This window comes from Caulobacter sp. GW821-FHT11A05, assembly GCF_058809015.1.
Genome location: NZ_JBXASF010000004.1, coordinates 25,308 through 42,088, shown reverse-complemented (window position 1 = coordinate 42,088; position 16,781 = coordinate 25,308). Strand labels below are relative to the sequence as shown.

22 protein-coding genes are annotated in these 16,781 nt (G+C 67.2%); 10 read left to right on the top strand and 12 right to left on the bottom strand.

Going from position 1 to position 16,781, the window contains the following annotated elements; genetic code table 11:
* Positions 1-55 precede the first annotated feature (55 nt).
* The 3 genes from AC1RSK_RS07765 to AC1RSK_RS07755 form a co-directional block, all read right to left on the bottom strand.
* The gene (locus tag AC1RSK_RS07765; protein ID WP_492906922.1) at positions 56-1,840 is read right to left on the bottom strand and encodes a M14 family metallopeptidase; all 1,785 of its coding nucleotides are present in this window, start codon (positions 1,838-1,840) and stop codon (positions 56-58) included.
* A gap of 85 nt (positions 1,841-1,925) precedes the next feature.
* On the bottom strand, positions 1,926-2,195 hold the full coding sequence (locus AC1RSK_RS07760; protein ID WP_492906921.1) for a hypothetical protein: 270 nt from the start codon (positions 2,193-2,195) through the stop codon (positions 1,926-1,928).
* Complete coding sequence (locus AC1RSK_RS07755; RefSeq protein ID WP_492906920.1) at positions 2,192-3,718, bottom strand: UbiD family decarboxylase; 1,527 nt, start codon at positions 3,716-3,718, stop codon at positions 2,192-2,194. The genes AC1RSK_RS07760 and AC1RSK_RS07755 overlap by 4 nt, the downstream gene beginning before the upstream one ends.
* 89 nt (positions 3,719-3,807) lie before the next feature.
* Between AC1RSK_RS07755 and AC1RSK_RS07750 the strand changes: the two genes are divergently transcribed.
* Both AC1RSK_RS07750 and AC1RSK_RS07745 read left to right on the top strand, forming a co-directional pair.
* Positions 3,808-4,080 (top strand): type II toxin-antitoxin system Phd/YefM family antitoxin, encoded by a 273-nt coding sequence (locus AC1RSK_RS07750; RefSeq protein ID WP_492906919.1) that lies wholly within the window; start codon positions 3,808-3,810, stop codon positions 4,078-4,080.
* Positions 4,077-4,451: a type II toxin-antitoxin system VapC family toxin gene (locus tag AC1RSK_RS07745; RefSeq protein ID WP_492906918.1), complete on the top strand. Its 375-nt coding sequence runs from the start codon at positions 4,077-4,079 to the stop codon at positions 4,449-4,451. Before AC1RSK_RS07750 ends, AC1RSK_RS07745 begins: the two co-directional genes overlap by 4 nt.
* Here the strand turns inward: AC1RSK_RS07745 and AC1RSK_RS07740 are convergent.
* The 6 genes from AC1RSK_RS07740 to AC1RSK_RS07715 form a co-directional block, all read right to left on the bottom strand.
* A complete protein-coding gene (locus AC1RSK_RS07740; protein WP_492906917.1) occupies positions 4,424-4,786 on the bottom strand; it encodes an MmcQ/YjbR family DNA-binding protein in 363 nt (120 codons plus the stop codon). The two genes, AC1RSK_RS07745 and AC1RSK_RS07740, sit on opposite strands and share 28 nt — an antisense overlap.
* Before the next feature lie 4 nt (positions 4,787-4,790).
* The gene (locus AC1RSK_RS07735; protein ID WP_492906916.1) at positions 4,791-5,189 is read right to left on the bottom strand and encodes a VOC family protein; all 399 of its coding nucleotides are present in this window, start codon (positions 5,187-5,189) and stop codon (positions 4,791-4,793) included.
* Positions 5,190-5,200: 11 nt separating this feature from the next.
* On the bottom strand, positions 5,201-6,976 hold the full coding sequence (gene ggt, locus AC1RSK_RS07730; RefSeq protein ID WP_492906915.1) for a gamma-glutamyltransferase: 1,776 nt from the start codon (positions 6,974-6,976) through the stop codon (positions 5,201-5,203).
* 67 nt (positions 6,977-7,043) lie between these two features.
* Positions 7,044-8,087, bottom strand: a complete 1,044-nt coding sequence (locus tag AC1RSK_RS07725) for a hypothetical protein (RefSeq protein ID WP_492906914.1) — start codon at positions 8,085-8,087, stop codon at positions 7,044-7,046.
* A 43-nt stretch (positions 8,088-8,130) separates the two neighbouring features.
* Positions 8,131-8,466, bottom strand: coding sequence for a VOC family protein (locus AC1RSK_RS07720; protein ID WP_492906913.1), 336 nt, complete (start codon positions 8,464-8,466; stop codon positions 8,131-8,133).
* A 56-nt stretch (positions 8,467-8,522) separates the two neighbouring features.
* On the bottom strand, positions 8,523-9,170 hold the full coding sequence (locus AC1RSK_RS07715) for a class I SAM-dependent methyltransferase (protein ID WP_492906912.1): 648 nt from the start codon (positions 9,168-9,170) through the stop codon (positions 8,523-8,525).
* Positions 9,171-9,282: 112 nt separating this feature from the next.
* On the opposite strand from AC1RSK_RS07715, the gene AC1RSK_RS07710 reads away from it, so the two are divergent.
* Together AC1RSK_RS07710 and AC1RSK_RS07705 are read left to right on the top strand one after the other, a co-directional pair.
* Positions 9,283-9,687, top strand: coding sequence for a hypothetical protein (locus AC1RSK_RS07710; protein ID WP_492906911.1), 405 nt, complete (start codon positions 9,283-9,285; stop codon positions 9,685-9,687).
* A 97-nt stretch (positions 9,688-9,784) separates the two neighbouring features.
* Positions 9,785-10,285: a translation initiation factor 2 gene (locus AC1RSK_RS07705; protein WP_492906910.1), complete on the top strand. Its 501-nt coding sequence runs from the start codon at positions 9,785-9,787 to the stop codon at positions 10,283-10,285.
* Between the two features lie 8 nt (positions 10,286-10,293).
* Here the strand turns inward: AC1RSK_RS07705 and AC1RSK_RS07700 are convergent, their stop codons facing one another.
* Entirely contained in the window at positions 10,294-10,848 is a 555-nt protein-coding gene (locus tag AC1RSK_RS07700) for a 2OG-Fe(II) oxygenase (protein ID WP_492906909.1), read from the bottom strand.
* Between the two features lie 121 nt (positions 10,849-10,969).
* Between AC1RSK_RS07700 and AC1RSK_RS07695 the strand changes: the two genes are divergently transcribed.
* The 6 genes from AC1RSK_RS07695 to AC1RSK_RS07670 all read left to right on the top strand — a co-directional run bounded on the left by AC1RSK_RS07695 (position 10,970) and on the right by AC1RSK_RS07670 (position 14,724).
* Positions 10,970-11,356: a PEGA domain-containing protein gene (locus tag AC1RSK_RS07695; RefSeq protein ID WP_492906908.1), complete on the top strand. Its 387-nt coding sequence runs from the start codon at positions 10,970-10,972 to the stop codon at positions 11,354-11,356.
* A 74-nt stretch (positions 11,357-11,430) separates the two neighbouring features.
* Positions 11,431-12,348, top strand: a complete 918-nt coding sequence (locus tag AC1RSK_RS07690; RefSeq protein ID WP_492906907.1) for a phytanoyl-CoA dioxygenase family protein — start codon at positions 11,431-11,433, stop codon at positions 12,346-12,348.
* 36 nt (positions 12,349-12,384) lie between these two features.
* Positions 12,385-13,200, top strand: coding sequence for a phytanoyl-CoA dioxygenase family protein (locus AC1RSK_RS07685; RefSeq protein ID WP_492906906.1), 816 nt, complete (start codon positions 12,385-12,387; stop codon positions 13,198-13,200).
* Positions 13,201-13,932, top strand: coding sequence for a TylF/MycF/NovP-related O-methyltransferase (locus AC1RSK_RS07680; RefSeq protein ID WP_492906905.1), 732 nt, complete (start codon positions 13,201-13,203; stop codon positions 13,930-13,932). It begins immediately after the preceding gene.
* Between the two features lie 6 nt (positions 13,933-13,938).
* Positions 13,939-14,250, top strand: coding sequence for a 1-deoxy-D-xylulose-5-phosphate synthase (locus AC1RSK_RS07675; protein WP_492906904.1), 312 nt, complete (start codon positions 13,939-13,941; stop codon positions 14,248-14,250).
* 102 nt (positions 14,251-14,352) lie between these two features.
* Positions 14,353-14,724 carry a lysozyme inhibitor LprI family protein gene (locus AC1RSK_RS07670; protein ID WP_492906903.1) on the top strand — a complete coding sequence of 124 codons (372 nt, stop codon included), beginning with the start codon at positions 14,353-14,355 and terminating at the stop codon, positions 14,722-14,724.
* 12 nt (positions 14,725-14,736) lie between these two features.
* Here AC1RSK_RS07670 and AC1RSK_RS07665 read toward each other — a convergent pair whose 3' ends face one another.
* Both AC1RSK_RS07665 and AC1RSK_RS07660 read right to left on the bottom strand, forming a co-directional pair.
* The gene (locus AC1RSK_RS07665) at positions 14,737-15,825 is read right to left on the bottom strand and encodes a UbiA family prenyltransferase (RefSeq protein ID WP_492906902.1); all 1,089 of its coding nucleotides are present in this window, start codon (positions 15,823-15,825) and stop codon (positions 14,737-14,739) included.
* A 304-nt stretch (positions 15,826-16,129) separates the two neighbouring features.
* Entirely contained in the window at positions 16,130-16,690 is a 561-nt protein-coding gene (locus AC1RSK_RS07660; protein ID WP_492906901.1) for a TetR/AcrR family transcriptional regulator, read from the bottom strand.
* Positions 16,691-16,781: the final 91 nt, after the last annotated feature.

Genomic DNA, 16,781 nt, shown 5'->3' with positions numbered 1-16,781 from the left:
TTCCCGTTCTTGAAGCGCGGGATTAGTCGCTCATTCGGTAAACGGATCAATAGGGCTAACGCGGAAGTTCACGGCCGATGGGGTAGAGCCGATAGCGCGAGTCGTAGAAGGGCGTGCGTTCGTAGAACCAGCTGAGGCGCGCGTCCGGGTCGGCGGCGAACTTGGGATCGGCGGCCAGCTTGGCTTCGAACTCGGTTTTCAGCTCCGGATCGGCGGCCAGCATGCGGTCGGCCAGGGGGGCGACGGCGTAGCCTTCGATGTATTCGACCCGGTTGAGCACCTCGGGGATCATGCCCCAGGCGAAGAAGCTCTCCGACGACTGCGGCTCCAGCAGCAGCACGACGATGTCGCCGAGCGGCTGGTCGGTGGAAACGCGCACCGAGCCGGCGGGATAGACCCAGTCGCGGGCCTGGGGCGTCACCTTGGTGACGGTGATCGGCACATGGCCTTCATTGGTCGAGGCCCCGACCTTGGGGTCGTCCAGGTGCAGCATTTCGACCTTCACCGTCTTGGGCGCGGTCAGGGTCTCCATCTCGACGCCGTGGATCTTCAGCCGCTCGATCAGGTCGGCGCGGTAGCCAGGGACCCAGTAGGCGGCGGGGCGCTTCAGCCGCAGGGTCGGTTTGGAGCCGTAGAAGGGCATGGCCCAGGGCTTGGGATCAGGCTTGCCCAGCCAGCGCAGTTCCTTGCCGCCGGACGAGGGGCTGTCGTAGGTCTCGTAGAGGATGCCCTTGAACGGACGGGTGGCGGACGGCGCCTCGTCGGGGACGAAGTTGGCCGCGATCTCGGCTGGCCGTTCGGCGCGGTCCCTGGCGATGGCGGCGCGCAGGTCGCTCCCCTTGGCGGCCAGGAGATGCAGGGCCTCCTCGATGAAGACGTAGGTTCCCAGCACCCGCTGCTCATGGGGCTTGAGGCTATGGTTCTCGATCAGGATGGTCGGGACGTGGGCGGCCGAGCCCCAGCCGTTGGAGAAGCGTTCCCCCAGCCCGCCGTCGCCGAGGCCCTTCTTCGGATCGCGGTCGTCGAGGGCGAAGACCAGTTCGCCGGGGATGTGGCCCTGCTTCTCCAGCGCCTTGTTCATGGCCGGCTTGAAGGTGGCGTCGAGCCATTTGGAGATGGCCGGCGAGCGGGAGAAGGCGCCGTCCTCGCCGTTGAAGCCGTAGGTGACGTCGTACTGGTAGTCGATGCCGTCGGTGACGTGGACGTCGACGTAGAGGTCCGGCCGGTATTTGTTGGCGAGAGCCCGGACGGCGCGCATCTCCGGCTGGTCCAGCTTCATGTAGTCGCGGTTGAGGTTCTGGTTGGCAGCCGTGTTGCGCCAGCCCTGGATGCGGGGGCCGCGCTGGTTGGGGCGGCTGTAGGCGCCGGCCCGCTCGTGGCCGTCGACCGACAGGATGGGGATGAGGATCAGGTTGACCTTATCGACCAGGCCGTCCTTGCCGTAGAAGGCGATGTCGCGCAGCAGCATCATGCCGGCGTCCTTGCCGTCGATCTCGCCCGGATGGATGCCGGCCTGGACCAGCAGCACCGGCTTCTTGGGGTCGAAGGTGGGGCCGTCCTTGGAGACCATCACCGCATAGATCGGCCGGCCCTCGGGCGAGACGCCGAACTGTTCGATGCGGATCAGGTTGCTGGCGGCGTCCAGCTTGTCGAACCAGGCGCGGGTGTCGGCGTAGCTGGGCGAGAAGTCGTGCTCGGGGTCCTGCTCGAAGGCGCTGGCCCAAGGATCGGAGGCGTCAAGCAGCAGGGCCTTCGACTTGCCGTCCCATTCCGGCGCGGGCGGCAGGAAGGGCTGGTCCCAGGGTTTGGCGTTTGGGATCGATGAGGAGGGCTGCGACATGGCGGGACTCGAGAGCAGGAACAAAGCCGCGAGGGCGAGGGGAAGCTTGCGCATGGCTAACGGATAGTCCGATTGCTCGGGCCTGTCAGGTGTGGGTCTTGGGCCCGCCGATCTGCAGGCGCAGGTGGTTGCCGACCCGGCTGAGCCGGCCGGTCAGGGCCTGGTCGGCCAGGGCCAGGGGGCGCCAGAAGACGTAGAGCGCCTTGCCGGGCAGGTTGGCCGGATAGATCACATACTGGCGCTGGTCGCGGATCCAGGTGCGGGTCTGAGTCTGGCGGAAGACGGCGTAGGCCCCGACGTAGGCGACGAGGGCGAGGATCAGCAGGACCAGGGTTCGACGGGGCAGGCGCATCACCAGATCGGCTTTCCTTCACCCGGCAGGCCAAGCCGGCTCCACATTTCGCTCACCTTGTCGACGACGGCGCGGTCCATCTCGATCTTCACCCCCCACTCGCGCTTGGTCTCCGGCGGCCATTTGTCGGTGGCGTCGAGGCCGATCTTGCTGCCCAGGCCGCTCTCGGGGCTGGCGAAGTCGAGGTAGTCGATGGGGGTGTTCTCGATGACGGTGATGTCGCGGGCCGGGTCCATCCGTGTGCTGAGCGCCCACATGACGTCCTTCCAGTCGCGGGCGTTGATGTCGTCGTCCACGACGATGACCCACTTGGTGTACATGAACTGGCGCAGGTAGCTCCAGACGCCGAGCATCACCCGCTTGGCGTGGCCGGGGTAGGCCTTCTTCATGCTGACCACGGCGATGCGGTAGCTGCAGCCCTCGGGCGGCAGCCAGAAGTCGACGATCTCCGGGAACTGCTGGCGGATCAGCGGGATGAAGACCTCGTTGAGCGCCTCGCCCAGCACGGAGGGCTCGTCCGGCGGCCGGCCGGTGAAGGTGGTGTGGTAGATGGCGTCCTTGCGCATGGTGATGGCCGAGACCTGGAAGATCGGGAACTTCTCGACGCTGTTGTAGTAGCCGGTGTGGTCGCCGTAGGGGCCCTCGTCGGCGAATTCGTCGAGCAGGACATGGCCTTCGATGACGATCTCGGCCTGGGCCGGGACCATCAACGGCACGGTCTTGGCCGGGACGAGATCGAGCTTGGAGCCGCGCAGCAGGCCGGCGAACTGGTATTCGGAGAGGGTGTCGGGCACCGGGGTGACGGCGGCCAGGATGGTGCCCGGATCGGCCCCGATGACGGCGCAGGCCGGCAGGGGCTCGCGCTTGCCGGCCTTCTTGTGACGGCCGTAGTGCTGGGCCCCGCCGCGGTGGGCCAGCCAGCGCATGATCGCCCGGTCCTTGCCGAGCAGCTGCATGCGGTAGATGCCGAGGTTGTAGTCGTCTTCCTTGCTGTCCGACGGGCCCTTGGTGACCACCAGCGGCCAGGTGATCAGCGGGGCCGGCTCGCCTGGCCAGCAGGTCTGGACCGGCAAGCGGTTCAGGTCGATCTGGTCGCCCTTCAGCACCACCTGCTGCACCGGCGCGCTCTTCACCTCGCGCGGCCGCATCGACAGCACCGTGCCGGCGAGGGGGAGGAGGTCGACAGCGTCCTTGAAGCCGCGCGGCGGGTCCGGCTGGCGCAGGAAGGCCAGCAGCTCACCGACCTCGCGCAGTTCCTCGCCGGTGGTGCGCGGCTTGCCGCCGAGGGTGACGCCCATGGCCACCCGCTTCACCGTGCCGAACAGGTTGGCCAGGCAGGGCATGTCGGATTTGCTGCCATCGGCCTTCAGCACATTCTCGAACAGCACCGCCGGCCCGCCGGTCGCAAGCAGCCGGGTGCAGATCTCGGTCATCTCCAGCTCGGTGGAGACCGGCTCGCTGACGCGCACCAGCTCGCCCGCCTTTTCGAGGGCGGCGATGAAGTCGCGAAGCGAGCGATAGGCCATGGAAACGGTCTCCTTGCCGCCGGTCTAAGCCGGGACCGCGCGCCTGTCACCCGTTGCGAATTTCGCCCGAGTGGACTAAGTTAGCTAACATGAAGCAGGTCAATGTCCATGAGGCCAAGAGCCAGCTGTCGCAACTCCTCGCCGACGTCGAGGCGGGCGAGGAGGTGATCATCGCCCGGGCCGGCAAGCCGGTGGCGCGGCTGACGCTGGTGGTGGCCGAACCTGAGCGGAAGATCTATCGGCAACCGGGCGCCTGGAAGGGCAAGATCCACTACGCGCCGGACTACGACGAGGCGGACGCCGAAATCCTCGCCGACTTCGAAGCCTCCATCAACGCGCCGCTGTTTCCGGACGAGACTTGAGCATCGTCCTCGACAGCAATGTCCTGGTCTGGTGGCTTGAGGACTCCCCGCGCCTGTCCCCAGAGTTGATGGGCCGACTCAACAGCGAGCCCGACCTGGCGGTCAGTGTCGTCACACCCTGGGAGCTATGGATCAAGGCGGCGTCCGGCCGGCTCGACATGCCGGGAGATCTCACCGAGCAGCTGAACCTGCGCCGGATTACGGTGCTGTCGCCGACTCTCGACGACGCACGGCTGGCCGCCAACCTGCCGCTTCTACACCGCGATCCGTTCGACCGCATGATCGTGGCCCAGACGCTGAACCGGCGGGCCGTCCTCGTCACGTCCGACAGGATTCTCGGCGACTACGGCGTGGACGTCTTGCTGGTCTGAGCCGCCTCCCAGGCCTTCACCGCCGCCTTCTTGGCCACCTTGCGGAACTGTCGTTCGAGGAAACCCCGCGCCTGTTCGGGCTCCAGGCCGCTGAGCCGGGCCAGGACGATGGGATAGTCCTTGTAGTGGGCGGTGAAGTGGAAGGTGGCCGGGTCGGCCTCGATCAGGAACTCCCGCTCGTCGTGCGGCACGCAGGAAAGGACGGCGCTGTCGTCCTCGCGGCGCAGGCGGGTGAAGAACTTGCCGTCGAGCTTGTAGGCCGGCTGGCCGTAGCTGCTGCCGGTCTCGGCGCCGGGAAAGCTTAAGGCGACGGCGTCGAACTCTTCGCGGGTCATGGGGTCATACCGGGTGCTGGAAGCAGAGGCCGTAGCCGTCGGGGTCGCGCAGATAGAGCTGGCGCATGCCGTAGGCCACGGTCTTGGGCGGCTCCTGGGCGATGCCGTGGGCCTGCAGGTGGGCATAGATGGCGTCGAGGTCGGGGGCGTTGAAGAACAGGCCGGTGTCGAGGTGGGCGTCGATGCGGGCTGGGTCCGGCTCGGCCGGCCGTTCGTGGGCCTCATAGGCGGTGTTGAGCATGAGCCAGGCGTCGCCGAGGTTTAAGAGGCACCAGTCGATCTCGTCCCCGCCGCCCTGGGGATCGACCCGCGCGAAGCCGAGCTTGTCGCGCCAGAAGGCCAGGGACGCCCCCATGTCGAAGACCTGGATCAGCGGGCAGAGCATGCCCAGTTCGATCGCCATCCCAACCTCCTCTAGTAGGCGAGCGCTATGCCGTCCTTGCGCATCTCGGTGGCGGCGGCGTAGCGGCCGGGCCAGCGCTGGATGGCCTGATAGCCGCCGAAGCCGCCGTCGCTGGCGCCGATCTTCCAGCCGATCTTCTCCAGGGCGGCGCGGGTCTGCGCCGGCACGCCGGTCTCCAGCCGCAGGATGCCCTGCACGCCAAGCTGCTCGCCGGTCGGCTCCATGCCGCCCTCATGGTGCCAGCGGGGCGAGTCGCCGGCCGCCTGGATGTCGAGGTCGAAGTCGACGAGGTTGGAGATGATCTGGGCCTGGCCCTGGGGCTGCATGTCGCCGCCCATGACCCCGAAGCTGAGCCAGGGCTGGCCGTCCTTGACCGCGAAGCCGGGGATGATGGTCTGGAACGGCCGTTTGCCCGGCGCATAGAGGTTGGGGTGGCCGTCGGTCAGGGCGAACAGCTCGCCGCGATCCTGGAACATGAAGCCCAGGCCGTCGGGCGACAGACCCGAGCCCATGCCGCGATAGTTGGACTGGATGATCGAGACCATCATCCCGTCCTTGTCGGCGACGGTGAAATAGGTGGTGTCGCCATGGCTGGGGGCCTGGCCCGGATAGATGGGATCGAGGATGGCGTCGGGGCGGATCAGGCCGGCGCGCTGCTTGGCGTAGGCCTTGGAATTGAGCCACTCCAGCGGGGCCGGCGAGAAGGCCGGGTCGGCGAAGTAGCGGGCGCGGTCCTCGTAGGCCAGGCGCTTGGCCTCGACGGCGTGGTGGATGGCGGCGGCCGATTGAAAGCCCATGGCCTTGACGTCGAAATTCTCGAGGATGTTGAGCAGTTGCAGGGTCGACAGGCCCTGGCTGTTGGGGGCCAGTCCGTAGACGTCGATGCCGCGATAGCCGGTGACCAGCGGCGGGGTCCATTCGCTGCGATGGGCGGCGAGGTCGGCCTTGGTCATCCAGCCGCCGATGCGCTTGAAATAGGCCTCGATGCGGCCGGCGATCTCGCCCTCGTAGAAGGCGCGGGGGCCGCCCTTGGCGATCGTCTCGTAGGTGTCGGCCAGCGCCGGGTTCCTGAACACCTGGCCCTCGACCGGGGTCTTGCCATCGATGGTCCAGACCTTGAGGAAGTTGTCGACCTCCTCGATCTTGGAGTCCGGATTGGTGAAGCGGCGTTGGCTGGCGGCCAGGTAGAAGGCGACGTTCTGGGTGACCGGCGCGCCCTCGCGGGCCAGGCCGATGGCCGGGCCGAACAGGTCCTTCCAGGGCAGCCTGCCATAGCGGCCGTGCAGGTCGCCCCAGGCGGCCACGGCGCCGGGCACGCTGACCGAGACGGCACCGAACGAAGGGATGGTTCCGTTCGCGCCGGCCCGTTCCCGCACGGTCGCCAGCGACAGCCCCTTGGGCGATCGGCCCGAGCCGTTCAGCCCGACGACCTTTTTCGTATTCGGGTCCCACAGCAGGACGAAACAGTCGCCGCCGATGCCGCAGGCGATCGGTTCAAGAAGGCCCAGGCAGGCGTTGGCGGCGATGGCCGCGTCGATCGCCGAGCCGCCCTTGCGCAGGATGTCGATGGCCGCCAGCGTCGCCAGCGGATGGGCGGTGGCCGCCGCCCCATTGACCCCCCAGGCCGCCGACCGGCTGGCCCAGGTCGCCCCGGCCACCCGGTCGCCGCCGTGCAGGTCGGGCCGGACGAGGTTGGGGTTGCCGTCCTTCGGCCGCGGAACCTGAGCCAGCGCCGAGCCGGCGGCGAGGGAAGCGGGCAGGGCGGCGAGGAAGGTGCGGCGGCGCATGGGTCACTCCCGAAAGGGCAATACCCTAGGAGAGATTTCAGGCAGCCACCACCGCCTCTAACGAAGGTTAGGCCCCTTCCGATCTAAAATGTGCGGATCGCTCGGGCGCGGACGCTATGAGGTCGTTTATCATGGTGCCGGTTGTTTCTCCAAAGGAGAAGGTTATATTTCCAGAATCGATAAGAACTGACATATCGTTGAGTTTTTCCTTATCAAATACTACAGAAACGCGAAATGTATTCTCTTCTTGCATTCGGACCAAATGAATGTGGAAGTCTGACATTTCCATCGGTCTCGCCGGAATGGTCCCGGTGGGCGCTTCTCCACGCCGCAAGGGGTCTTCACACAGGTGGATGTGAACTTTGGGTCCGTCGGATAGGGGGCTTATCCGAGCAATGTACAGGTGATGTCCCTCGTACCAGCAAGTCATAAGCGGCGCCAACAGATGGGCAATTTCACCTTCCTGTTCCCACTGTATTAGAGAGTAGCTATATTTCTTGAATGTTTTGTTTCTTATGCATATGATTTCATACCAGCCGCCATAACCCTTCTTAATTGCGTGATCGCTGAGTAGCTCTCTGGAAATGGCGAGGGAAACTCTAGGGATCCAGGCGTCAAAGAAGCCGTCCTTATCGGAGCTTGGAGGGGGAGAAGAGATTTGAAGATCTTCGAAGAGGTCTGTTGCGCCTGAGCCGCCAGCGATGCCGGTGAAATGCGCAGCCTCGATATTCCAAACGTTCTGATGAAAGCCTCTGATCTCATGATCTGTAACGGCTTGATGAATTACATATGACTGATCTAATATATTCTCAACATTCTCATTGAAAAATGATATAAAATCCGACAATTTGTACTCTTTATTGAGTCGAATTTCATCATTCAAAGCATTGAAGAACTTGACTGCGGTGCGCCCATTTCCTGACCACATAGCTAAGTGATCACCATTTATTATTGCCGCTTTTTGAGCGCTTCCTGCAGCAAATACAGGGCCGTCTAGCACTGCATACTCGCGCATGGGTGCCATATAGTTATTCGCGGAAAAATCTGTCGATACCAAAACATCCGAAAAAGCAATGAAGCTGTGCCCGTTGATTGAAGCAAATACAGTCATATTTCTACCCACTGAGAAAAATGTATGACTCGAACAAGTCGCCCTAACCTTCCGACCAGACCGCCAGTTCGTTGCCGGCCGGATCGCGGAAGTGGAACCTGCGGCCGCCGGGGAATTCGAAGATCGGTTTGAGGATGGTCCCGCCGGCGGCGGTCACCTTGGCCGCCATCGCCTCCAGGTCGTGGGCGTAGAGCACCGGCAGCGGCCGGTCCGCCGCCTCCTCCGATTGGAAGCCGCCGTCGAGGCCCTCGTTGAAGGCCGCGTAGGTCGGGCCGTAGTCGATGAACTGCCAGCCGAAGGCGTCGGCGTAGAAGGCCTTGGTCGCCGCCAGGTTGGCGCCGGGCAGTTCCAGGTAGTCGAGTTTGCCGTCTTCACGCATGGTCGATCCTCCAGTGTTCCTTATTTGTTCTCAATCGAGACGAAGAGTCAACGCCCTCACGGAAACGCCCAGACGCTGGTCCGTTTCACCTCGAAGTCCTCCAGTTCGCGGGTGGTCGGCACCTGGTACTCGGCCAGGTGGACCAGGCCTTCGCGCGGGAAGTAGGTGCGCATCGGGTCGCCGATCAGCACGGTGCGGCCTTCGGCGCGGGCGGCGGTCAGCCAGGCCAGCACCCGGCCGGCCAGGGGCTGTTCGTAGCAGATGTCGCCGGCCAGGATGACCTCGGCGTCGGGGACGGGGCCGTCCAGCAGGTCGGCTTCGGTGAAGGCGACCTCGACGCCGTTGGCGGCGGCATTGAGGGCCACGGCCGGGGCGCAGAAGGCGTCGACGTCGCTGCCCAGCGCGCTGAGCGCCCCGGCCCGCATGGCGGCGATGGCCACCAGCCCCGAGCCGGTGGCGAAGTCCAGCACCCGCTTGCCGGCCACGACCTGCGGGTGGTCCAGCACATAGCGCGCCACCGCCTGGCCGCCCGCCCAGGCGAAGGCCCAGAAGGGCGGCGGCAGGCCGATCTCGCTGAGCGCCTCCTCGGTCATCCGCCAGATCGGCGTCACCTCATCGGCCAGGTGAAGCTGGATCTCCGGGCAGTGGGGCGGGGTCTGCAGGCGGGTGTTGGCGAGGATGAAGGCCGGGCGGTCGAGGATCATGCCGGGGGGATAGCAGCCGACAGGACGAACCCGAAATGCAGCACGATTTGTGCGGCTCGCCGGGTCTCAGAATGGGTCTAGGGTGGCGGTCCTGGGATTTGGGGAGACGGCGATGGCGAGCATCGAACAAAGTGTTGGCTTGGCGGAGGGGCCGGGCGTCTGGAGCATCACGGTCGAGATCTACAACGCCAGCGGCCAGGACCTGCTGCTCGACCCGGCCAACACCACGCCGCCGATGAGCTGGATCGGAGACCCGCCGGAGTGGGGCTCGACCCTGAATGAGAACGCCAGCGTCACCATCGGCGCCGTCGTCGACATGCCGGAGCCGGGCGTCACCCTGTTCCTCGGCTATCGCAACGGCCAGCAGGTCCCGGTGACCATCTCGGCCGGGGCCGGGCCGGGGACGCAGAACGGCTGCTCGGTCAATCCGGGGTCGGCGACGCAGGGTCAGGTCACCCAGCTGGAGCCGGGCGATCCGCAGCACCTGCTGTTCGCCGTGAGGCTGGTTCCGGCCTAGCGGCGCCGGGTCTAGCTGCTCTGGGCGCGACACCTCGCCCCTCTCGCCAGACCGGCGGGTTTGGTCTAGCAACGCCAGTGTAAGCTAGGGGGCTACCATGAAAATCAATCTCGCGCGGGCGGCCGGTCTGGCCGTCCTGGGTCTTGCGTCGCTGCAACTGGGGGCCTGCGCCACCATCGTGCGCGGCACCAAGCAGAAGTTCACCATCCAGAGCACGCCGCCGGCGGCCGAGGCCAAGACCAGCCTGGGCGTGACCTGCACGACCCCCTGCACCTTCAAGACCGACCGCAAGACCCGCTTCACGGTCACCATCAGCAAGGATGGCTACGAGACGGCGACGGTCCCGGTCGGCCGCAAGGTGACGGCCGAGGGCGGCACGATCTCCTTCGGCGGCAACTGGATCATTGGCGGCGCCATCGGCATGGGCATCGACGCCGGCAGCGGCGCGATGTTCGACCTGTGGCCCAACCCGATGATGGTGGTCCTGAAGCCGAAGGCCGAAGTGGCCGCAACGACGCCGGCCGCGGTCGCGGCTCCGGCTCCGGAAGCGGCCGTCGCCGAACCTGCCGTGGTCGCCACCGCGCCGTCGGGCGAATAGAAGGCCCGTCAGGTCCCCGGCGCGCGGAACCAGGCGGCGACGCTCAGCCGTTCGCCGGTTTCCAGCGCCGTCACCTCATGGGTGGTCTCGGACCGGAAGGCGATCGCGCCGCCGGCCGGGACCGTCGCTGTCCAGCGCTCGTCCTTCGGGCCGTGAAAGACGAGGTCGCCGCCGTCCCAGTCGCCGGGCTCGCTGAGCAGCAGGCTGACGGAGACCCGGCGGTGGCGGGTGTCGTCCCAGATCAGCGGGGTGGCGCCATCCTGGTGGGCGACGAAATAGTCGCCGGGGCCGTAGCGCAGGATCTGCAGAGGTTCGAGCACGCCGAGCGGCTGGTCGAAATGGGCCTCCAGCGCGGGCCGGGCGGCTTCCAGACGGTTGCGCAGCAGGGCGTCCACCGCCTGCTCGGGCGAGAGCCGCGACGAACGACGGGCCGGGCTTTCCTGACCGCCGTTGACGGTCGAAGGCGTCGCCGGCGCCCGCGTCAGTCCGGCCAGCACCCGCGCCAGGTCGGCGGCCGACAGAACCTGCGGCAGGGTCAGGACGGGCGGCGCGGCGAGGGTCATCGGCGATTGATAAGGGCGAGGCGGCGCGGACGCCAGGGCGCGCGCCATTGGTCGCGGCGGCGGGCCCTCGCCAAGCGCCTGCGCCGCGTCTAGGAAGGATCCATCTGTCTGGGGGATTCTCATGCGTTTCAATTTCGTCCACGCGGCCGGCCTGGCCGTTGCCGGTGTGCTCGCCCTGTCGGTCGGCGGCTGCGCCACCATGGCGCGCGGCACCAGTGTCGCCTGGACGGTGGAGTCCGATCCGGTCGGCGCCAAGGTCGAGTCGTCGCTGGGCTGGAGCTGCGTGACGCCCTGCACGAGAAAGCTGTCCCGCAAGGGCGAGTTCGACGTCACCATCAGCAAGCCGGGCTACAAGACGGTCACCGTCCACATCGACAAGCGGTTCTACAAGGGCGGGGCGATCACCTTCGCCGGCGGGCCGCTGAGCGCCGGCATCGACTTCAACAACGGGGCGGCCTTCGACCTGGCGCCGAACCCGCTGAAGGTGACGCTGCAGCCCGAGAGCTGACCCGTCAGGGCTTCATTGCAATTTAACCCGGTCCGATGGACAGCATGGCGGGTGTGCAACGTAGGTCGGCGGTCATGACCCCTGCCCGGGCTCCTTCCAGTACAGCGGTCGACGATGTCGCCGAACGGGGCGTCCACCTGTTCGGCGAGGTGCTCGATCCCGCCGCCTGCACTGACTTGTTGGCCGATCTCAAGGCGGGACGGGACTGGGCTGAAGGTCTGTTCCTCAGCGAGGCCGCGTTCGACGCCGACCCGCGGTACCGGGGGGTGAATCCCCGGCCGGGCCGCAACCTGCTGGAGCGGTTCGAGGACCGGCTGGCCCTGGTCGAGGCCAATCCCGCCATCGTCGCCGGCCTGACCGCCCTGCTCGGCGAGGGCTATGGGCTGATCGACCGCAAGGTGGTCTGCGGCGTGCCGGCCAGCGTCATCCCCGATTGGCTCAAGGCACGGATCGCCGGCAATCCGGTTAACAATCTGGGGGCCTTCGTCAGACCTGAATATCGGGACGTCACCTACTTCTACGGCATCGACTTCCACCAGGACCTGATCGACTTCAAAGGCCGCGAGGCCGACTTCCTGACCCTCTACATCTACCTGGCGCCGGTCACCCGGGCTGACGCGCCGCTGTTCCTGCTGGAGGGCAGTCACCGGCTGGGGGCCTCGGTGTTTCCGCACGACCTCAGCCGCGAGGGCGAGACCTGGCGCTATCGCAGTGACGGCCGCGAGGTCCTGGCCGCCCAGCGGGTGCTGACCGGCGGGACGGGATACGCCGCCATGTGGCACGCCTGCACCCTGCACGGCACCCAGCCGGACGAGGCCGACCACGAGCGCATCTCCCTGCGCTACCTGCTGGCCCGCGGACCGGCGGCGAGCGCCGGGATCGACCGGGTCAACGCCGGCCTGCTGGGACCGCTGGCCCTGGACGAGATCCGCACCGACCTCGATGCCGAGGGCGCGGCGCGGATCAAGGCCAACACCGTCAACCAGGCCTGAAGCGACAGGCCCGCCCCGGAGGGATAGATTCGGCCGATGAGCCCGCAGGCGATTCTCCGCAGCGACAGCCAGGACGCACCGCTCGTCGTGCGCCGCGGGCTGATGCCGGCGGCGCTGATCGGCGAGGCGGTCGACACCCTGCGCGAGATGCTCAGCCCCGAGGGGCCGGGCGAGACCGGGCTCGACACCCTGGTCGACCGGCTGCGCAGCGATGACCGGGCCCGGCTGGGGGCCGTCTACGACGCCTTCCGTGAGACCCTGGTTTTCCAGAAGCTGATCGCCGCCCCGACCCTGGTCGAGGCGGCGCGGAGCATGGTCGGGGCGGCGCGCCTGCATGCGCCGTTCCAGCACGCGGTGTTCCGCATGGACCTGGCGGGCGAGGCCTGGCGCGGCTTCCAGTGGCACCAGGACGCGCCCTACAATGTGCTCTCCGACCGCTATGTGACCGCCTGGCTGCCGCTGACCGACTCAGGGGCGGCCAACGGCTCGATCGAGGCGGCGCCGGCCATGTCCGACCGCCTGTGGCCGGTGGACATCCGCTACAAGCGCGACGCCGAAGGGCGGCGGCTGGGGACGCGCGACGCCTTCATCGCCGAGGCCCTGCAGCCCGGGTTCGAGGCGGCGGCCCAGACCCTGGAGCTGGCGGCCGGCGACGTGGCCCTGTTCCACAACCGGCTGGTCCACCGCTCGGGCTTCAACCCCGGCCCGCGCCACCGCTATTCCGTCCAGGTCCGTTTCGGCGACCTGATGGCGCCGGAGATGCTGGCCCGCGGCTGGCGCAACCGGCGCGTCGACGGCTTCGAGACCTTCAAGGCCCTGCACCCCGACCTGATCGCTTCCGAGGAAACCTGAATGATTCCCGCCCCCAAGATCCCGGCAGACGAGACCCTGCGGTCCCTGCTCAAGGGCCACCTCGACGATCACGACCTGATCGCCAACCTGGGCAGCTTCGCCCGGCGCATGCACTTCATGAAGGCCTTCGCCCACTATGAGGTGTTCAAGCTGATCCAGGACCTGCCCGGCGATATCGTCGAGTGCGGGGTCTACAAGGGCAGTTCCCTGCTCAGCTTCGCCCGGTTTCTGGAGACCTTCTGTCCCGGCGATCGGACGCGCAAGGTGCTGGGCTTCGACCACTTCCGGGGGCTGGCCGACCGCACCGAGAAGGACGGCCTCGACGACCGGGTCGGCAACACCGCCGAGGGCTGGAATCCGGGCGCCTTCCGCGACACCCTGTTCGCCCTGGTCGACGCCTTCAACGCCGACGCCTTCGTCACCGTGCGGCCGCGGATCGAACTGGTCGACGGCGACGTCTGCCAGACGGCCGGGCAATACGTGGCCGAGAACCCGGGGGTGCGCATCTCCCTCCTCCACCTCGACATGGACCTCTACGAGCCGACCCTGGCGGCGCTGAAGGCCTTCTGGCCGCGCATCCTGACCGGCGGCGTGGTGCTGTTCGACGAGTTCGCCATCCGCGAATGGCCGGGCGAGACCGAAGCCGTGGAAGAGTTCTTTGACGGCAAGCCGCCGCGTATCCAGAAGTTCGGCTGGGCGTCCGCGCCGGGCGGATATTTCGTGAAGGGCTGACGGCCGATGAAGCCCCGGATCATGTACATCGAGGACAAGTCCGGCGGCCTGGCCAACGCCGGGCGGATCGGGCTGGTCACCCAGTCCAAGACCGGCGCGACCCTCTACTATGGCGGTCGCGCCTTCCAGAGCCTCAAGGGTTCGGGGTTCAAGGCCAACTACTTCGAGGTCGAAACCGGCAGTGAATTCTGGATTTCAGGGCCTCGCCGCGACGGCGCCGATGGCCTCTATGGTCGAATCACGGGGGCCGACGATGTGGACGCCGACGTGGCCGAGGCCTATTGGCGCGATATCCGGGGAACGACCCCGCAGGGCTAGCGCCGCTTGGCCTGTGACATTCGGCCGGGCAGGGCGTAATCGGGTCAGTCCAAGGCCATGTGTGGAGCCAAGCTTATGCCGTTTGATCGCTGGAGTTTTGCCATGCGTCGCGCCTTCGTCACCTCGTCGCTCATGCTGCTGCTGGGTGCGGGCGTCTTGTTGGTCGCGGCTCCGACCAGCGCCTCGGCGGCCAGCTTCGATTGCGGCAGGGCGGTCAACCAGACGGAGCTGACCATCTGCGCCAACATGAATCTCAACGACCGCGACGTACGGATGGCCCAGCTCTACGACATGGTCCGGCGGCTGGTGCCGATGGGGACGCGGGGGGCGATCACCGACCGGCAGGTCATCTGGCTGCGCGAGCGCAACAAGTGCGGCGCCGATCGGAAATGCCTCGCCCGATCCTACGACCGGCGACTGCGGGAGCTGACCAAGGTGCTCGAGGAGCGGGTGTATCCCCAAGCTCCGTTCTAGAAGGGGGCCCTTCTAGAAGCCCGCCGGCCGCCAGAGGCCGGCGACGAGGCTGAGGACCAGCAGGGCGCCGGCCCAGACGTTCGACTTGAACAGGGCCAGCGCGCCCTGCGGATCGTCCAGCCGCAGGGCCGCCGCCTGTCGCGACAGCATCAGGCCGAAGACCGCCAGGGGCGGCAGGGCCAGGGGGCCCAGGCCGCCGAGCCAGCCGGCGGCCAGCACCAGGCTGAAGCAGAGCCCATAGAAGACCAGCACCCCGCGCGTGGCGTGCTCGCCCAGCCGCCGGGCCGAGGACTTGACCCCGGCCAGGGCGTCGTCCTCGAGGTCCTGCACGGCGTAGATGGTGTCGTAGCCGAGGGTCCAGAACACCAGGCCGGCGTAGAGGATGACGGCGGGCCAGGACGACACTGGATCGGCGACGAGATCCGGCAGTTGCCCTGTATGAAGGTCCCTGAAGTACGCGAGCAGGGAGGGAACCCGTTCATTGATGGGATCGATCAGCGCGAAAATCTTCGAGTTGTGCTCATAGTTTGCAGCAAGCATTCCGCCGTACTGGAAAAGATTCGGCCCACCCATAGCCGCGGCGAAGCCGAGCGGGGCGCCCCAGTTGAAGGTCAGGCCCAGCCAGGCCTGCGGCCACCAGGTGATCCGCTTCATGAAGGGATAGGCGGCGACCAGGGCCAGGGAGGCGACCCCGAGGCCCACCGCCCAGAGGTTCATGGTCAGCAGGATGAGCAGGCTGACCAGGGAACAGCCGATGAGGAAGGCCCAGGCCTGTTTGACGGTGATCTGGCCGGCCGGGATCGGCCGCAGGGCGGTGCGGGCGACCTGGGCGTCGATATCGCGGTCGACGATGTCGTTGAAGGCGCAGCCGGCGGCCCGCATCAGGGCGGCGCCGACCAGGAACTGGACCAGCAGGACGGGGTCCGGCCAGCGCAGCTGCATCGAGCCGGCCAGGGCGATGCCCATCCAGCCGGGCAGCATCAGCAGCCAGATGCCGGTCGGCCGGTCGAAACGGCCGAGCTTCAGCCAGGGGCGCAGGCTCTCCGGCGCATGGCGGTCGACCCAGTTGGTCGGGGCGGCGTCGGGCAGGACGTGGGTCATGGAAGCCGTTATCACCGGTTCGGGGCCGAAATCCAATGCCGGCGACTGCCGGTCGAAGCGGGTTCATTGTAGCAGGAAACCCGCTCGGGCGTGGAAAATTTATCAAGATATTTCAAGGCGATAAGGCCAACTTGAGGCCCGCCTCCGGTCCGCCGAGAGAGCCTTTTCGACCCACCGGCCACCAACCGGAAAACCACCCCAGGTCCCCTCGCCAGCCGTCGGCGAGCCGGCCTGGTCCGGCCCGGCGGGCGCTCTCCGACATTTACCCGCCGCCAGTCATTTGAATCCCGGGTACGGCGCCTGGCTAGGGCTTCAGGCCTTTCATGAGCACGTCGACCAGCCGCCGGGCGCTGTCGGCCCAGCCCGGTTCGCCGTAGCCGCCGAAGACGCCGTTCATCAGCCGCTTGAGGTCGGCGGCCTCGATGTCGGGGCGGATGTCGCCGGCGGCGCGGGCGGCCTCGACCAGCGCGTCCAGCGAGGTGCTGATCAGCTGGCCGGAGGCGGCGTAGAGGTTCTCGGTCGGACCGGCCAGGGCGGCGACGATCAGCTTCTTGGCGGCGACATAGTCGACCAGCAGATGCATCCAGCGGCGCAGGGCCTCGCCCGGCCGATGCCCGGCCAGCAGCGGTTCCACCGCCGCGGCCAGGGCCTCGACCTCGCGGCGGTAGACGGCCTCGACCAGGGCGTCGCGGGTCGGGAAGTGGCGGTAGAGGGTGCCGATGCCGACCTCGGCCCGGCGGGCGATCTCGTCGAGGGTGACCTCCGGGCCGGTCTGCGCGAAGCCGGCCTTGGCCGCCTCAAGCAGGCGCTCGCGATTGCGCTGGCTGTCGGCGCGCGGCTTGCGGACGGGACTTTGCGCGGGCACGGACAGACGACTCCTTGCTAAACGGAGGAACCCTCCGTATATGAAGCGGAGACCTCCTCCGTTTTACAGGCGCGGCCATCGGTTGGCAATG

What these genes read in the sequence shown, in the direction of transcription:
- AC1RSK_RS07680 (WP_492906905.1), top strand. Translation starts at nt 13,201, where the DNA reads ATGATTCCCGCCCCCAAGATCCCGGCAGACGAGACCCTGCGGTCCCTG.
- AC1RSK_RS07700 (WP_492906909.1), bottom strand. Translation starts at nt 10,848, where the DNA reads ATGACCCTCGCCGCGCCGCCCGTCCTGACCCTGCCGCAGGTTCTGTCG.
- AC1RSK_RS07705 (WP_492906910.1), top strand. Translation starts at nt 9,785, where the DNA reads ATGAAAATCAATCTCGCGCGGGCGGCCGGTCTGGCCGTCCTGGGTCTT.
- AC1RSK_RS07735 (WP_492906916.1), bottom strand. Translation starts at nt 5,189, where the DNA reads ATGGCGATCGAACTGGGCATGCTCTGCCCGCTGATCCAGGTCTTCGAC.
- AC1RSK_RS07755 (WP_492906920.1), bottom strand. Translation starts at nt 3,718, where the DNA reads ATGGCCTATCGCTCGCTTCGCGACTTCATCGCCGCCCTCGAAAAGGCG.
- ggt (WP_492906915.1), bottom strand. Translation starts at nt 6,976, where the DNA reads ATGCGCCGCCGCACCTTCCTCGCCGCCCTGCCCGCTTCCCTCGCCGCC.
- AC1RSK_RS07720 (WP_492906913.1), bottom strand. Translation starts at nt 8,466, where the DNA reads ATGCGTGAAGACGGCAAACTCGACTACCTGGAACTGCCCGGCGCCAAC.
- AC1RSK_RS07670 (WP_492906903.1), top strand. Translation starts at nt 14,353, where the DNA reads ATGCGTCGCGCCTTCGTCACCTCGTCGCTCATGCTGCTGCTGGGTGCG.
- AC1RSK_RS07675 (WP_492906904.1), top strand. Translation starts at nt 13,939, where the DNA reads ATGAAGCCCCGGATCATGTACATCGAGGACAAGTCCGGCGGCCTGGCC.
- AC1RSK_RS07710 (WP_492906911.1), top strand. Translation starts at nt 9,283, where the DNA reads ATGGCGAGCATCGAACAAAGTGTTGGCTTGGCGGAGGGGCCGGGCGTC.
- AC1RSK_RS07690 (WP_492906907.1), top strand. Translation starts at nt 11,431, where the DNA reads ATGACCCCTGCCCGGGCTCCTTCCAGTACAGCGGTCGACGATGTCGCC.
- AC1RSK_RS07750 (WP_492906919.1), top strand. Translation starts at nt 3,808, where the DNA reads ATGAAGCAGGTCAATGTCCATGAGGCCAAGAGCCAGCTGTCGCAACTC.
- AC1RSK_RS07715 (WP_492906912.1), bottom strand. Translation starts at nt 9,170, where the DNA reads ATGATCCTCGACCGCCCGGCCTTCATCCTCGCCAACACCCGCCTGCAG.
- AC1RSK_RS07765 (WP_492906922.1), bottom strand. Translation starts at nt 1,840, where the DNA reads ATGTCGCAGCCCTCCTCATCGATCCCAAACGCCAAACCCTGGGACCAG.
- AC1RSK_RS07665 (WP_492906902.1), bottom strand. Translation starts at nt 15,825, where the DNA reads ATGACCCACGTCCTGCCCGACGCCGCCCCGACCAACTGGGTCGACCGC.
- AC1RSK_RS07695 (WP_492906908.1), top strand. Translation starts at nt 10,970, where the DNA reads ATGCGTTTCAATTTCGTCCACGCGGCCGGCCTGGCCGTTGCCGGTGTG.
- AC1RSK_RS07740 (WP_492906917.1), bottom strand. Translation starts at nt 4,786, where the DNA reads ATGACCCGCGAAGAGTTCGACGCCGTCGCCTTAAGCTTTCCCGGCGCC.
- AC1RSK_RS07725 (WP_492906914.1), bottom strand. Translation starts at nt 8,087, where the DNA reads ATGACTGTATTTGCTTCAATCAACGGGCACAGCTTCATTGCTTTTTCG.
- AC1RSK_RS07685 (WP_492906906.1), top strand. Translation starts at nt 12,385, where the DNA reads ATGAGCCCGCAGGCGATTCTCCGCAGCGACAGCCAGGACGCACCGCTC.